Annotated in this window: 12 protein-coding genes; 4 read left to right on the top strand and 8 right to left on the bottom strand. The window is 31.7% G+C overall.

Going from position 1 to position 15,678, the window contains the following annotated elements; all coding sequences use genetic code 11:
- Positions 1–122 precede the first annotated feature (122 nt).
- The 3 genes from J3S90_RS00060 (at position 123) to J3S90_RS00050 (ending at position 2,199) form a co-directional block, all read left to right on the top strand.
- Entirely contained in the window at positions 123–1,037 is a 915-nt protein-coding gene (locus J3S90_RS00060; RefSeq protein ID WP_188049886.1) for a YihY/virulence factor BrkB family protein, read from the top strand.
- 137 nt (positions 1,038–1,174) lie between these two features.
- A complete protein-coding gene (locus tag J3S90_RS00055; RefSeq protein WP_210643855.1) occupies positions 1,175–1,606 on the top strand; it encodes an META domain-containing protein in 432 nt (143 codons plus the stop codon).
- Positions 1,607–1,677: 71 nt separating this feature from the next.
- A complete protein-coding gene (locus J3S90_RS00050; protein ID WP_210643853.1) occupies positions 1,678–2,199 on the top strand; it encodes a DUF4251 domain-containing protein in 522 nt (173 codons plus the stop codon).
- A gap of 195 nt (positions 2,200–2,394) precedes the next feature.
- Here J3S90_RS00050 and J3S90_RS00045 read toward each other — a convergent pair whose 3' ends face one another.
- From J3S90_RS00045 to J3S90_RS00020, 6 genes are all read right to left on the bottom strand, one after another.
- Positions 2,395–4,185 (bottom strand): acyl-CoA dehydrogenase family protein, encoded by a 1,791-nt coding sequence (locus tag J3S90_RS00045; RefSeq protein ID WP_210643851.1) that lies wholly within the window; start codon positions 4,183–4,185, stop codon positions 2,395–2,397.
- A gap of 146 nt (positions 4,186–4,331) precedes the next feature.
- Positions 4,332–5,513, bottom strand: coding sequence for an acetyl-CoA C-acyltransferase (locus tag J3S90_RS00040; RefSeq protein WP_188049890.1), 1,182 nt, complete (start codon positions 5,511–5,513; stop codon positions 4,332–4,334).
- Between the two features lie 32 nt (positions 5,514–5,545).
- On the bottom strand, positions 5,546–5,926 hold the full coding sequence (locus J3S90_RS00035; protein ID WP_210643850.1) for a four helix bundle protein: 381 nt from the start codon (positions 5,924–5,926) through the stop codon (positions 5,546–5,548).
- Positions 5,927–5,956: 30 nt separating this feature from the next.
- Positions 5,957–8,347, bottom strand: a complete 2,391-nt coding sequence (locus tag J3S90_RS00030) for a 3-hydroxyacyl-CoA dehydrogenase/enoyl-CoA hydratase family protein (RefSeq protein WP_210643848.1) — start codon at positions 8,345–8,347, stop codon at positions 5,957–5,959.
- A gap of 98 nt (positions 8,348–8,445) precedes the next feature.
- Entirely contained in the window at positions 8,446–8,919 is a 474-nt protein-coding gene (locus J3S90_RS00025) for a MarR family winged helix-turn-helix transcriptional regulator (protein WP_188049893.1), read from the bottom strand.
- Between the two features lie 176 nt (positions 8,920–9,095).
- A complete protein-coding gene (locus tag J3S90_RS00020; protein WP_188049894.1) occupies positions 9,096–10,871 on the bottom strand; it encodes an AMP-dependent synthetase/ligase in 1,776 nt (591 codons plus the stop codon).
- A 380-nt stretch (positions 10,872–11,251) separates the two neighbouring features.
- Between J3S90_RS00020 and J3S90_RS00015 the strand changes: the two genes are divergently transcribed.
- Entirely contained in the window at positions 11,252–12,202 is a 951-nt protein-coding gene (locus tag J3S90_RS00015) for an NAD(P)H-dependent flavin oxidoreductase (protein WP_210643846.1), read from the top strand.
- 149 nt (positions 12,203–12,351) lie between these two features.
- Here J3S90_RS00015 and J3S90_RS00010 read toward each other — a convergent pair whose 3' ends face one another.
- Together J3S90_RS00010 and J3S90_RS00005 are read right to left on the bottom strand one after the other, a co-directional pair.
- Positions 12,352–12,735 (bottom strand): acyl-CoA thioesterase, encoded by a 384-nt coding sequence (locus J3S90_RS00010; RefSeq protein WP_188049896.1) that lies wholly within the window; start codon positions 12,733–12,735, stop codon positions 12,352–12,354.
- Between the two features lie 205 nt (positions 12,736–12,940).
- Complete coding sequence (locus tag J3S90_RS00005; RefSeq protein ID WP_210643843.1) at positions 12,941–14,704, bottom strand: N-acyl-D-amino-acid deacylase family protein; 1,764 nt, start codon at positions 14,702–14,704, stop codon at positions 12,941–12,943.
- Positions 14,705–15,678: the final 974 nt, after the last annotated feature.

Here is a 15,678-nt window from a genome sequence, read left to right as displayed (position 1 = left end):
TTAATCTTTACATTATCATTGGTATTTAAGGCTAGTAATTGTTAGGAATTATGTAAATTATATTTCAAATTGCTAGCTGCGGTTTTTGTAATTTTGAATTTGTAGAATAGAAACATATATGTATGAAAAGTAAGAAGGTATTTAAAACTACTTGGGGTTTATTAAAACAAACCTATCAAGAATTTGATAAAGACAATGGCATAAAACTAAGTGCATCGCTTTCTTATTATACTATATTTTCATTACCTCCTTTAATGATTATTATATTATCTATTTTTAGTTTTTTCTTTGGTAGAGATGCAGTTACGGGACGTTTTTTCAGTCAAATTAACGGTATGGTTGGTAACAAAGCAGCTATTCAAATTCAGGAAACTATAAAGAACATAGAATTATCAGATAGCAATACTTTTGCTGCAATATTTGGTGGAATTATGTTATTAATAGGAGCTTCTGGAGTTTTTGCTGAAATACAGAGTTCTATTAATTATATCTGGGGATTAAAAGCCAAACCTAATAAAGGCATTATGAAATTTGTTAAAAACAGATTGATGTCTTTTTCTATGATTGCTTCAGTAGGTTTTTTATTGATGGTAAGTTTAATGGTCAATACGGTGATGGATGTTATGAATGCAAGGTTAGTGATCTACTTTCCGGATACTGCTGTGTATATATTTTATATTTTCAACATTTTAATTTTGTTTGCAACAACCACAATTTTATTTGCTATCATTTTTAAAACCTTACCAGACGGCGATATTGCTTGGAAAGATGCCTTGATTGGCTCTAGTTTTACTTCGTTTTTCTTTATGTTTGGAAAGTTTGCTATTGGTTTTTATTTAGGAAGTTCTACTGTAGCTACTGTTTATGGAGCAGCAGGTTCTGTTATAATAATATTGATTTGGGTATATTACTCTGCTATTATACTATACTTTGGAGCTGAATTTACTAAGGTCTATTCTAACGAAAAAGGAAATAAAATCACGCCAAATTCCTATGCAGTGAGTATTGTCACGGAAGTTTTAGAAATTAAGAAATAAAACAAAATAAGAAGTCTTTTTTAAACGAATGGTTTTCAAAGAGGTATGATAATTTAAGAAAATAAATAAATAAAAAAGCAAATTGGCAATGTTCTTGCCTTATATCAATTTTAAAATAATAATAAACAAACTATCTAATGAAAAAATTAATCCTATTGCTTGCTATCTCATGTATGGCATTCGTTTCTTGTAATTCTGCTAAAAATGATAACACCAACACCACCATGCTTCAAGGAGAATGGGAGTTAAATTATATTTCTGGACCTAGAATTGCTTTTCAAGGTTTATATCCTGATGAAAAGCCAACCGTAAATTTTGATTTGAAAACAGATTTAGTCTCTGGTAATACTGGTTGTAATCGTTTTTCAGGCAAATTAGACGTAGTTGGAAATAAAATTAATTTTAAAAATGATAATATGGCTTTAACAAAAAGATATTGTTCTGGTGAAGGTGAAAGTGTTTACTTATCTACACTTCAAAAAATTGATTCTTATTCTATTTCTGAAGATGGAAAAACGTTAAGTTTTATAATGGGTGAAGTTGAGATGATGCGTTTTGTAAAAAAATAGATTTTAAAAAAGATACTCTTCAACGAGTATCTTTTTTTTTGTTTAATGGACTTAATTTAAAAGTAAAAATTATGATACATAAAAAAATAATTACACCAGTATTTTTATTGTTTTTCGTAGCATTTAGTTTTAGTCAAATAACAACTCGGAGACAACAAAAAGAAAATATTAAACAGGAAATAGTAAGCCAAATAACCCAATTGGTAAATTCAAAAGAATTTAAATTTGTAGCAAGAAGAGCATTTCCGCAAGGATACCAATCGATTGATTTAAGCACCAACAACAATTATATCGAATTTAAACCAGATTTTATTACTAGCGAAATGCCATTTTTTGGAGTAGGATATAGCGGAATAGGATATGGCAGAGACAAGGGTTTAAGTTTTGAAGGTAAACCAATAGAATATTCAATAATAAAAGTAAAAGAGGTATTTGAGTTAATAGCTAGAGTAAAAGGAGATCAAGATTTTTATAGGATATCGTTGTCTATTTTCTCTAAAGGTAACGCAACACTTACAATTAGTTGTAACAATCGTAGTTCTATTTCTTACGAAGGTGAGATTTCTAAAATCGTAGTTAATAAGAGTAATTAGATATAAATTCTTGATAAATTTTATTTTGAAAATTTAGAGTTGAGGTAAAGTTTTACAAATAGAAATTTATTCAATTATTATTTTAAGGTTTAGTTGAGTTAAATAAAAGATTTAGCGTTGATATAAAAAAAACCGTCTTGTTATAAATAACTTGACGGTTTTTTCAGCATTTTGAATTAGTATAATTGTTAGCTATTAAAAGCAATATGCATTTTCAGCAACTACTTTTGAAGTAATAGTTTCTCTTAAGGCAACAATATTAGGCATATTAGTATATTTTGTAAAACGTCTTAAGCCCATAAGCATCATACGTTGTTCATCACCTTCTGCAAATGAAATTACACTTTCTTTTCCTTTTTGAGTTACGATATCAACTGCTTTGTAAAGATAAAGTTTAGCCATTGCAATTTGCTCTTGAACTTTTGATTCTCCTTCTTTTTTAGATAATTTTTCAGTTCTAAGAATAGTACTTTCTGCCATATAAATTTCAATCAATATATCAGAAGCTGCCATTAATAGCTGTTGGTGTGAGTCTAAATCTGGACCGTATTTTTGAACTGCTCCACCTGCTACCATAAGGAATGCTTGTTTCAATTTTCCAATCATTTCTTTTTCTTCAGCAAATAATTCAGAATAATCTGGAGTTTCAAATGAAGGAATACCCATTAATTCTTCTTGTACTTTAGAAGCTGGTCCTAATAAATCAATATGGCCTTTCATCGCTTTTTTGATTAACATACCTACAGAAAGCATTCTGTTGATCTCATTTGTACCTTCGTAAATACGAGCAATACGAGCATCTCTCCAAGCGCTTTCCATTGGTGTATCTTCAGAGAATCCCATTCCACCAAAAATTTGAATTCCTTCATCAGCACAGTTTTGAACATCTTCAGAAACTGCTACTTTTAAAATTGAACATTCAATAGCAAATTCTTCAACCCCTTTCAATTCTGCCTCTTGATGAGTAGAACCTTCTTGTTCACGAATAGTAATACGATCTTCAATATCTTTAGCTGCACGATAAGTTGCACTTTCACCTGCATAACAACTCGTTGCCATTTCTGCAATTTTTGAGCGAATTGCACCAAATTGAGATATAGGAGTTTTAAATTGAATTCTTTCGTTTGCGTATTTTACAGAACTATTAATTACTCTTCTTTGAGCATCTAAACAGGCTGCTGCCAATTTAATACGACCAACATTTAAAGCATTCATCGCTATTTTGAAACCATTTCCTCTTTCAGAGAGCATGTTTTCAACCGGTACTTTAGTTTCATTAAAGAAAACTTGACGCGTAGAAGAAGCACGAATACCTAATTTATGCTCTTCTTCATTCATTGAAATTCCGTTATCAGGAGTGTTTTCAACAATGAATCCAGTAATGTTTTTATCATCACCAATACGTGCAAAAACTATAAATACAGAACAAAATCCAGCATTCGAAATCCACATTTTTTGTCCGGTGATCGAATAATATTTTCCGTCTTCAGATAAAACGGCTTTAGTTTTTCCTGAATTAGCATCTGATCCTGCTCCAGGTTCAGTTAAACAGTAAGCACCAAACCATTCGCCAGAAGCCAATTTAGGTACATATTTTTGTTTTTGCTCTTCTGTACCGTATAAGGTAATTGGCATAGTACCAATTCCCGTATGCGCACCAAATGCTGTAGAAAACGAACCTGTAGCACCAGAAATGTAATCACAAACTAATACTGTATTTACAAATCCCATTCCCATTCCACCATATGCTTCAGGTACAGCTACGCTTAAGAAACCTAAATCTCCAGCTTTTTTCATGCTTTCTTCTGTAAAAGCATAATCTTTTTTCTCAAAACGATTTTTATTTGGCCATAATTCTTTATCAACAAACTCTTTTACAGAGTCACGCATCATTATTTGCTCTTCATTGAAATCTTCTGGAGTAAAGATATCTTCACACTTTGTTTCTTTTACTAGGAATTGTCCTCCTCTTGTTTTGTCGCTCATTTTTTTATTTTTTAAAGATTTTAGAAATAGAATGTATATTTAAAACCATCCTTATTTAAAAAGGTCCTGTTCTATATTTCAACTATTTCTTTTCTAATTTTTTAACTAACTTTAATTTCTAAAATTTACTTATGTTTAAATTGGTATTACATCAACTCGTAAATCCCAGCACTACCTTGTCCTGTTCCTACACACATGGATACAATTCCGTATTTATTACCTCTTCTTTTCATCTCGTCGAATAATTGAACCGATAATTTAGCACCGGTACAACCTAATGGATGACCAAGTGCAATTGCACCACCATTTACGTTTACGATATCAGGATTTAATCCTAGTTCACGTGTTACTGCTATTGCTTGAGAAGCAAATGCTTCGTTTAATTCAATTAAATCGATATCTTTTAACTGCATTCCAGCTTGTTTCAAAACTTTAGGTATAGCTTTTACAGGCCCCATTCCCATGATTCTTGGTTCAACTCCAGCTGAAGCAAAGTTTACTAAACGAGCAATTGGTTGTAAATTTAATTCCTTTACCATTTCTTCACTCATTACCATAACAAAAGCAGCACCATCACTCATTTGTGAAGAGTTACCCGCTGTTACACTTCCATCCGCTGCAAAAACAGGTCTTAATCCCGCTAAAGCCTCTTTAGATGTTCCAGCTCTAGGACCTTCATCTTTGTTTACTACATAAGATTTAGTTTCCTTTTTACCATTTTCATTAATGAATGTTTGTTCAATTGTGATGGGTACGATTTGTTTGTCAAATTTTCCATCTGCTTGCGCTTTCAAAGCTTTCATGTGAGAATGATAAGCAAACTCATCTTGATCTTCTCTTGAAACATTAAACTGATTGGCAACAGCTTCTGCTGTAAGTCCCATTCCCCAATAATAATCTTCGTTTCCCGCTTTTGCAACAGCATAATCAGGAGTCGGTTTGTAACCTCCCATAGGAATAAAACTCATGCTTTCTGCTCCACCTGCAATAATACAATGTGCCATTCCAGATTGAATTTTAGCAGTTGCCATACCAATGGTTTCTAACCCAGAAGCACAATATCTGTTCACAGTTACTCCAGGAACATCTTCTACTTTTAATCCCATTAAAGAGATTAATCGTGCTACGTTTAACCCTTGTTCTGCTTCTGGCATGGCGTTTCCTACCATAACATCATCGATACGAGTTTTGTCGAAGTCAGGTAACTCATTCATCATGTACTGAATGGTTTCTGAAGCCAATTCATCAGGTCTTTTAAATCTAAAAACTCCTTTTGGTGCTTTACCAACGGCAGTTCTGTATGCTTTTACTATATAGGCTGTTTTCATAAATGGTTGTATTAAGATTGGAGAATTAAGAATTAAGATTTTCCAATTTTTGTGTTTATTTTATCTTTTAATGCTCTTTGAAATGAAAAATTCATATTTGAAACCTCTACTAATTGATTAATAGTTGGTTGAATTAAATCTTCATTAACAAGATTAAGTCTTTTAGCAAGTATTAATTGAGTTATTAATTCAAAAGTTGAACCATTTGCAATTCCTAGAAAATGCATGAATTCTTTGTCTGAATTTCTACCAGATCCTTCAGCTATATTTGAAGGAATTGATACCGCACATTTTTTTATTTGATGAATTAAATTGAATTTTTCATCATTGGGTAACAACGAAGAAATTTCATAAACATGAACCGCTACATCCATTGCTTTTTGCCAAATTTTTAATTTTTCAAATTGGTGCATCTCTTAATACTTAATTCTTATTACTTGATACTAGTTTCTTAAAGGTTTCCCTTTGGTTAACATAAACTGAATTCTTTCTAACGTTTTTCTTTCTGTACAAAGTGATAAGAAAGCTTCACGTTCTAAATCCAATAAGTATTGCTCTGTTACTAATGTTGGTTCAGATAAATCACCACCGGCCATAACATAGGCTAATTTATTAGCGATTTTTTTATCGTGTTCAGAAATGTATTTTCCAGCTTCCATTTGGTCTGTTCCTACCAAGAACATACCCAAAGCTTGTTTTCCTAACACTTTCACGTCCGTTCTTTTTATTGGTTGTGTATAACCCGCTTCAGCCATTACCAATGCATGTTTTTTAGCCTCTGCAATCTGACGGTCTTTGTTAACCACTATAATATCTTTACCATGTTGTAAAAGTCCTGTGTCAAAAGCTTCATAACCAGAAGTAGATACTTTTGCCATTGCGATGGTCAAGAAATACTCTTGTAATACATTCAACTCAACATCATTTTTATGGAATAAATCGGATGCACGCAATGCCAATTCTTTCGAACCTCCACCGCCAGGAATTACTCCAACACCAAATTCAACTAATCCCATATAGGTTTCAGCAGCAGCAACTACTTTATCAGCATGCAAACTCATTTCACATCCTCCACCAAAAGTCATTCCGTGGGGTGCAACAACAACAGGAATTCCTGAATAACGTACGCGCATCATTGTGTCTTGGAACATTTTGATTGCCATATTTAATTCATCGTATTCTTGTTCTACTGCCATCATAAATATCATTCCGATATTAGCTCCAACAGAGAAATTTGCTGCTTGATTACCAATAACTAATCCTTGATATTCTTTTTCAGACAAATCAATCGCTTTATTGATCGCTGTTAAAACATCGCCACCAATAGTATTCATTTTCGATTGGAATTCTAAATTTAAAATTCCGTCTCCTAAATCTTGAATAATTGCACCACTATTGCTCCAAACTTTTTTGCTTTCGCGAATGTTATTCAGAATAATAAAGGAATCTTGTCCAGGAACTTTAGTTTGCGCTTTAGTTGGAATGTTGTAGAAAAAAGTTGCGCCTTCTTTTATAGAATAGAAACTTTTATTTCCAGAAGCCAACATTTCATTTACCCATGCAGCAGGTTCTAGACCTTCTGCCTTCATGATTTCAATTCCTTTTTCGACACCGATAGCGTCCCAAATTTCGAATGGACCATTTTCCCATCCAAAACCGGCTTTCATCGCGTCATCAATTTTGTATAGATCATCTGAGATTTCAGGTATTCTGTAGGATACATAAGCAAACATTCCAGAAAAGCTTTTTCTGTAGAATTCTCCTGCTTTGTCTTTTCCTTTTACTAAAACTTTAAAACGGTCAATTGGTTTATCAATCGTTTTTGTTAGCTCAAGAGTGGTAAAAGAGGCTCTTTTATTCGCACGATATTCTAAAGTGTTTAAATCTAAAGTAAGAATATCTTTTCCTTCTTTTTTATAAAATCCTTGACCTGTTTTGCTTCCAAGCCAATTATTTTCCATCATTTTGTTTACAAAATTAGGAAGTTTAAACAATTCATGTTGTTCATCATTTGGACAATTTTCATAAATACCATTAGCAACATGCACCAAAGTATCTAAGCCAACTACATCAACGGTTCGGAAAGTAGCTGATTTTGGACGACCAATAACTGGACCTGTCAACTTATCTACTTCTTCAATGGTTAATCCCATTTCTTTTACCAAATGAAATAAACTCTGAATTCCGTAAATCCCAATTCTATTTCCAATAAATGCTGGAGTATCTTTGGCTACAACCGAAGTTTTTCCTAAGAATTTCTCACCATATACTGTTAAGAAATCTAAAACCTCAGTAGAGGTTTGTGGTCCAGGAATGATTTCGAATAATTTTAAGTAACGTGCTGGATTAAAAAAGTGAGTTCCGCAGAAGTGTTTCTGAAAATCTTCACTTCTTCCTTCGCTCATAAAATGAATAGGAATTCCAGACGTATTTGAAGTTACTAATGTGCCTGGTTTTCTGTACTTCTCAATTTGCTCAAACACCATTTTCTTGATGTCTAAACGCTCTACAACAACTTCTATAATCCAATCGACACTAGCAATTTTTGCCATATCATCCGTTGTGTTTCCAGTGGTAATTCTAGAAGCAAATTTTTGACTGTAAATAGGAGAGGGTTTCGACTTTAATGAATTAGCTAAATGCTCATTCACTAAGCGATTACGAACAACCTTACTTTCTAAAGTTAGGCCTTTTTTAGCTTCCGCTTCCGTTAGTTCTCTTGGAACAATGTCTAGAAGTAAAACTTCTACACCAATGTTTGCAAAATGACAAGCAATTCCCGAACCCATTATTCCGGATCCAATTACTGCGACTTTTTTAATAGTGCGTTTCATATATTGATATTTGTTGTTTTTATGGCACCTTCTAATAATACAAACGTAATATGATTTTCAAAATCATTTTATGTCTTTTAGTTTACTATTAGGTTAATTTATTTTATGTTAGTCGATTCTTTTTCAGGATTTTCAGTATAATTAAAAATATTTTTATCTTGAATCAGTTCATTTATTTTTTCTGCTACTTCTATAAAGTGTTGTAGCTTTTCTTCCGAAATAGTTTGCTTGACACTTTCATTAAATTTTAGAACAGTTTTTTTTGATAAGTCTCTTTTTTCTTTACCAAATTCAGTTAGGTAGATTAAAACGCCACGTCCATCTTCTGGATTTTTTTTTCTAATAATTAAGCCTTTTTCCTCCATAGATTTTAAGGTCCTAGTCAAGCTTGTGGCTTCCATCCCCATTTTAGGACCTAAAGATGTCGATGGAGTTCCTTTATCTTTATCGATGCTTAGCAATGCAAATCCTGTTGCCATAGTAGCACCGTATTTAGAGGCTTCTTCATTATACATTCTGGAAACTGCCTGCCATGTAGCACGTAGGATATAATCTATCGTTTTGTCTTTCATATTTTTATATATACCGATTTCAAATATAATCAAAAATACTATGCGTGCATAATAAATTGAATTATTTTTTTGTTAAAAACTATTAAATATAAAAAAACTCCTCTAAATTAGAGGAGTTTTGTCTTGAAAAAGTGTGGTTTAGTTGTTTTTTGTTTAATTAAAAGCAATAGAATTGATTAACTATATATTTTATCGAATAAATCTTTGTATTTATCCATTATAATTTTTCTCTTTAATTTTAAAGTTGGTGTTAGTTCTCCACCTTCTATAGACCAAATTTCAGGAGTAAGTTCAAATCTTTTTATTTGTTCCCAATGACCAAATTTTTCATTGTAAAGATCGATTTCTTCTTGAATACGTTTAATAACTTTTTCATTAGTAATAATAGCCTCATTAGTACTTCCGATATTCAGTTTGTGAATATTTGCCCATTCTTTTACGAAATCAAAACTAGGTTGGATAAATGCAGCTGGCATTTTTTGTCCATCTCCAATAACCATTATCTGATCAATAAAACGTGATTGTTTCATTGTGTTTTCAATAATTTGTGGCGCAATGTATTTACCGCCTGAGGTCTTGAACATTTCTTTTTTTCGATCCGTAATTTTTAAAAAACCTTCTTTGTCAATTTCGCCAATATCACCAGTATGAAAATATCCATCTATTACTGCTTCGCTGGTTAATTTTTCATCTTTATAGTACCCTAACATTACGTTTGGTCCTTTGCAAAGTATCTCACCGTCTTCGGCAATTTTTACTTCTACATTGGTGATTACCTTACCAACAGTTCCTACTTTAAATCCTTTGTTTCTTAAATCGTTTACAGAAATAACAGGAGAAGTTTCAGTTAAGCCGTAACCTTCCATTACTGGAATTTCAGCAGCAGCAAATACACGAGCAAGTCTTGTTTGCAGTGCAGCACTACCAGAAACCATTAAATCTAGGTTTCCGCCTAAACCGTCTTTCCATTTACTGAAAATTAATTTTCGCGCAATTTTAAGTTGTAATTCATACCAAGCACCATTTGCTCCGTAAGGTTCGTATCTCAATCCTAAATCGATAGCCCAAAAGAATAAACTCTTTTTTATACCAGTAAGTTCAGTTCCTTTTGCATATATTTTATCATATACTTTTTCTAGTAATCTAGGAACGGCAGTCATTACATTTGGCTTAACCTCTTTAAGGTTGTCACTTATTTTGTCAATGGCTTCTCCAAAATAAACTGAAACGCCATAATATTGGTATAAATACAAAATCATTCTTTCAAAAATATGACAAATAGGAAGGAAACTTAAAGCCCGACTATTTCCAGCTTCAAATGGTATTCTTGAGGCGCTGTTCAGAACATCTGAAACAATATTATCATGAGAAAGCATTACACCTTTTGGTCTTCCAGTTGTTCCCGAAGTGTAAATAATAGTGGCCAAGTCATTTGGACTTACATTATTTTTTCTTTCTTCAACTTCAGCTTGGTTGCTTTGATCTTCTCCAAGAGTTAATAATTCTTTCCAGTTTTTACATCCTTCGATAGTGTTGAAAGAATATACTTCCTTTAAATGTGGAACTTTGTCTCGGATCAAATTTATTTTTCTGAGTACTTCTTCATCCGAAACAAAACAATACATTGCTTCTGAATGATTTAAGATGTATTCATAATCCTCTTCAGAAATAGTTGGATAAATAGGAACTGTTTGTGCAGCAGTTTGCAAAACACCTATATCCATGATGTGCCATTCAGTTCTATTATTAGTAGAAATGATGGCTATTTTATCATCTTTTTTGATGCCCATGCGCAATAAAGCTCTAGAGACACTATTTGCTTTGTCAATATATTCTTGGGTAGAAGTTTTCTCCCAAATACCGTTTTGCTTAGTTACCAAAGCATCTGAAATATTAGAATATTTCTCTTGCTGATAATACGGGAAATCAAAAAGTCTGGTTACTGAAATCATTATAAAAAGATTGAATTTTGATGCAAATTAATTAAAATTTAAGAATAACGATTGTTTTTTCAAAATAAAATAGAAAAATTAAAAACCAGCTTTTTTGATGAATATCAATATCTCATTTGCTTTTTGTGTAATACTTTGATTCTTAATTGTTTGTTTTAAAGTTTAATATTTCATATTACCTTATCTCATAATACCAATTAATAGTAGTGAATTAGGGCATAAGTAAGGTAGATATTGATTTTCCTACTTTTAATTCTATTCTTTATTTCAATTAAAAAAAATCTTATAAAGTCCTTTTGGCTATCACAATTTTTTTGAGTTGTAAATACTAGGCACGCATAGTATATTTGGTTATATTTGTTTTTAATATATAAATAATTATGACTAAGCCCTCTTTAACTGCACTTTTAAATATTAATAAACCACTAATAATAGCTCCGATGTTTCTCGTTTCAAATACTAAAATGGTTATTGAAGCTATGAATTCGGGAGTTGCGGGATGTATTCCAGCCTTGAATTATAGAACGTTAGAGGAACTGCGCGAATCAATTTTAGAACTTAAGGCGGCAAAAGTGCAGGGAGGGAGTTTTGGATATAATTTAATTGTAAATAAATCAAATATTAAATATAAAGATCAATTAGCTGTTTTGTGTACAGAGAAAGTGGACTTTATAATTACGTCACTTGGGTCTCCAGAAGAAACGATTCGTGAGGCTCATAAAGTTGGAATTAAAGTTTTTTGTGATGTTACAGATCTTGCTTTTGCTAAAAAAGTAGAGTCTTTGGGTGCAGATGCATTAATCGCAGTAAATAATGTAGCGGGTGGTCATAGAGGTAATCTTGGACCAGAAGAATTAATAAAAGAATTAGATTCGAAAACTACATTACCTGTTATTTCAGCTGGCGGTGTTAGTACCAAAGCCGATTTAGATACTATGTTAGGTTATGGAGCAGTAGGAGTATCTGTTGGTAGTCCTTTTATTGCTTCATTTGAGTCAAGTGTTTCGCAAGAATACAAACAAGCTTGTGTTGATTATGGTGCGAAAGATATTGTTCTGACAGAAAAAATTTCGGGAACACCATGTACAGTTATCAACACACCTTATGTGCAAAAAGTGGGTACAAAGCAATCTTGGTTAGAAAAGTCTTTAAGTAAAAATAAGACCCTAAAAAAATGGGTAAAAATGATTAGGTATTTATTGGGTTCAAATGCAGTCACAAAAGCCGCTACAGAAGTTACTTATAAAACAGTATGGGTAGCTGGACCAACCATAGAAAACACGAAATCGATACAACCTGTTGCAAAAATAATAGACACAATTACTTTATAATTTTTGCCGAATGACTTTTATTTTAATTCAATGTAATTAATAATAAAAAGAGCCGATTGTTTACTGTATTAAGTAAACAATCGGCTTTTTTTATCGTCAACAAGACTTATTAGTAATTTCTAAAAGAATTCTGGTTGAATATAAGCAACCTATAAGATTTTTGTTGGTTTTTTATCTTTATCAAGTGCTACAAAAGTGAAATTTCCTGATATTGCTTTTTCGCGAACGTCAGAATACATTTGTTCTATAAATATTTCAACGTTTACATCTAAACTTGTATTTCCAATTTTAGAAACTTTTCCAATCAGTTCAATTATAGTTCCAGCTGGTATTGGTTTTTTAAAATCTATTTTATCCGAAGAAACTGTTACGCAAACTTTACGTGTAAATCGGGTAGCAGTTATAAAAGCTATTTCGTCCATCATTAGCATTGCAGTTCCTCCAAACATAGTATCATAGTGATTGGTTGTGTTAGGAAATACAGCTTTAAAAATTCTTGTTTCACTTTTTTTTATTTTTTCTTCTAGATTCATTTTATATTTTAATTAGTAATATTAAGCCAATTATTAATTTCAATTTCTCAAAATTTAATAACGATTAACTAAAGGTTTTTAAAGTCATTTTTATTCAAAAGTAATGAATAAGTAAGAAAAATAGTCTTTAAGCATCAATTATTATATACTTGTTTATATGTTTAACATTCTATGTAATTAATACTTAGTTTTTTAAAAAGTATTATTAATGTTTTTTTTCCTTGTCAATTTTGGCCAAAAATCGTCCGTATTTTTTTGATTTACCGTAATCTTCTGTGAATTTTTCATTTTCAAAAATTGTTTTTCCTCCAACTAATACTCTTGTAACAACACCATCGTTTCTATTTACTAATCTATCAAAGTTCCCAAATTCTTTTATAGATTCCATTTCAACGTTTTCATTTATGTTTTTAAAATTCTCAGGATTTAATAGTACCAAATCTGCTGTTTTTCCTTCGGCTAAATGACCACAATCTAAATTAAACCAATCACTTTGCTCCTTTGTAAGTCTCCAAATACATTTTTCCATTGACATTATCGGACTACCTGCTTCTATTGATTCTTGGACATTTTTTATCATTTTTAAAGGGAAATTATAAAAAGCCATGTTGTTTAGATGAGCTCCAGCATCTGAAAAACTAATTAAATTGTATTTGAAATTGTAAAGATCTTTGTATTTTTCTTTTCGATCATTTGCTATTGTTGTTGTCCAACGTATTTTTTTATCATAAAGAATTATGGTGTCTAAGAAAACATCAATTGGGTGGCTATTGCGCTCTTTTGCTAAGTCGTAGAAATTCTTACCTATTAAACTAGTATCTGGACAATCAATAATAATGGATTTACTTAAATCTTTGTGCCAAACTTTTGGAGCAAATTTTTTCTTGATTTCTTTTTTAAATCGTTCTCTGTACTGCTGATCTTTTATGAGTTCATTTCTTTGGTCTAATTCTTTTGCAAGATGTCTCAAAGCTTCTCCACTTGGAAATTCTTCAAACATAACTGAATCTACTCCATCGTAATACACCGTAAAAGGACAGGGAGGCGATTGCATTCTAAAATTAGCATTCCCAAATTTATTTATAACGCTAGAGGCTAAAGCAATTATTGGATATATATAACGATCTCCAATTAAGTCCATCATAGCAATCATAGTTGTTTTTAATGGCTTTCTAAAAACACCACTACTAGCAAACATATAATTAAGAGCATTATATCTTGTTACAAGGTTGGGAGCACCTTGAAGAATCGCATCTCGTTTTCGAAGCACATCAATTAAATTTTTTCTTTCTTTCCAAGACGAGTAAAAAGATGGAGTTTTATGCGACCAATAACGATCACCATCCATTTTATCCCAAGGATTATCCATAGTAGATAATCCTATAAATCCTTCATCAAGCGCATCATTTAACATATTAAACATTGCCAACTTTTCCGCTTCTGTTGCTGATTCTTTTTCAGACAAAGAACGATTAATGCCCATAGCTTTCATTCGGATATCTGAATGTCCAATAAAAGAAGCAACATTTATTCCTAAGGGAAGTTTGTTTATATATGCTTTCCATTCTTTTGGAGAATTCCAATTTTTTTCCTTCTGTAGTAATGGAAGCATAATATCTCTAGGAATTGCTTCTACTCTTGCAAATGAATCGGTTGTATCCTCTGGGTTATTAAATACTGCCGACACAGAGCAACTTCCCAATATTATGGACGTAACTCCATGTCTAGCGGATTCTTTAAGACCAGGTGATGCAAGAACCTCGGCATCATAGTGCGTGTGAGAATCAATAAAGCCAGGCACTATCCATTTTCCGGTAGCGTCTATGATTTCTATATCTGATTCGGGAATTGAATAGTTAGATCCAATTTTTTTTATTTTTCCATTAGAATCGATTAATATATCTTGCTGTATCGCTTTTTCATTTAGATCACCTGAAAAGAAAAGCCCATTTTTAATAAGTGTATTCATTGTTTACTGCATATTAAAGTGTTGTTTTTTTAAGATGGGATTTTAAATTTATTTAACTATAAAATTTAAATGCTTGATTGTATACGTGTAAATATAAGCATAAAGCATATTTTATTTTAATATAATTTAATTATCAAATAGTGTTTACAAAAGTCATTCGTTTCTATTGATTTCCTTATAGCGTTTCCCATTCTAAAAAAGAGGCTATATCCGAGTTCGGTTATAGCCTCTTTTTTAGAATGGGCCGGGCTATTCGCTTCAAGTCCTCGTCAAGTTCCGTTATACTTCACTTGACTGTGGGCTTTACACTGCCATCCCTAACGCGGGTTTGTTTTTCTAAGGCTGTTATAAGAGATTAGACTTAATAAACAAATTTACTATTCTAGACCACAGAATCTGTTCAATAGTATTCCTACACCTATATATAGGTAAGAAAAAAAACAACTACTTATATATAGGTTTAAAAAATAGCGGTTTTATAAATGGTAGTATCGCGTTACCTATTTATAAGATAACAACAATAGTAAAGAGGTTTTAGATTTCAAAGAGAATTGCATTACGCGATATTATATTGACATTTGATTGTGGCTAAATAAGAAACTCCTACCTATATATAGGTGTAAAAAACAGTGTTAATGTAAATTCTAGTATCGTTGTACCTATATATAAGGTAAGAATAGCAATAATTAAAGAAGATAGGAGTGTTTAAAATGACTTCGCTTTATATAATAGGTAGCTTTAAGGAGGATTATTGCCAAAGGTAGAAGAGCAAATAGTATATACAAAGCCAATAAAAGAGGATAAAATCCTTTTTTAGATTGCATTTAGAAGAGTGGAGTAGTTGTTTAGAAAAAAAATATCACATTCAAAAATCAGATTTTCAGCTCTTTAAATAAAACGGCAATAAAAAGTTAAAAAAAAGTGATTAAAAAAGCTTGCATAACGGTATAAACGTTGTAGTTTTGCACCCGCAA

Origin of the sequence: Flavobacterium flabelliforme (genome assembly GCF_017948675.1) — a bacterium.
GTDB classification, from domain to species: Bacteria; Bacteroidota; Bacteroidia; order Flavobacteriales; family Flavobacteriaceae; genus Flavobacterium; species Flavobacterium pygoscelis.
The sequence above is the reverse complement of the archived record's forward strand: the minus strand, read 5'-3'. Positions and strand labels throughout refer to the sequence as shown.

Coding starts and splice junctions, on each gene's coding strand:
- J3S90_RS00055 (WP_210643855.1), top strand. CDS start 1,175: ATGAAAAAATTAATCCTATTGCTTGCTATCTCATGTATGGCATTCGTT.
- J3S90_RS00030 (WP_210643848.1), bottom strand. CDS start 8,347: ATGAAACGCACTATTAAAAAAGTCGCAGTAATTGGATCCGGAATAATG.
- J3S90_RS00015 (WP_210643846.1), top strand. CDS start 11,252: ATGACTAAGCCCTCTTTAACTGCACTTTTAAATATTAATAAACCACTA.
- J3S90_RS00045 (WP_210643851.1), bottom strand. CDS start 4,185: ATGAGCGACAAAACAAGAGGAGGACAATTCCTAGTAAAAGAAACAAAG.
- J3S90_RS00050 (WP_210643853.1), top strand. CDS start 1,678: ATGATACATAAAAAAATAATTACACCAGTATTTTTATTGTTTTTCGTA.
- J3S90_RS00020 (WP_188049894.1), bottom strand. CDS start 10,871: ATGATTTCAGTAACCAGACTTTTTGATTTCCCGTATTATCAGCAAGAG.
- J3S90_RS00025 (WP_188049893.1), bottom strand. CDS start 8,919: ATGAAAGACAAAACGATAGATTATATCCTACGTGCTACATGGCAGGCA.
- J3S90_RS00035 (WP_210643850.1), bottom strand. CDS start 5,926: ATGCACCAATTTGAAAAATTAAAAATTTGGCAAAAAGCAATGGATGTA.
- J3S90_RS00005 (WP_210643843.1), bottom strand. CDS start 14,704: ATGAATACACTTATTAAAAATGGGCTTTTCTTTTCAGGTGATCTAAAT.
- J3S90_RS00060 (WP_188049886.1), top strand. CDS start 123: ATGAAAAGTAAGAAGGTATTTAAAACTACTTGGGGTTTATTAAAACAA.
- J3S90_RS00040 (WP_188049890.1), bottom strand. CDS start 5,513: ATGAAAACAGCCTATATAGTAAAAGCATACAGAACTGCCGTTGGTAAA.
- J3S90_RS00010 (WP_188049896.1), bottom strand. CDS start 12,735: ATGAATCTAGAAGAAAAAATAAAAAAAAGTGAAACAAGAATTTTTAAA.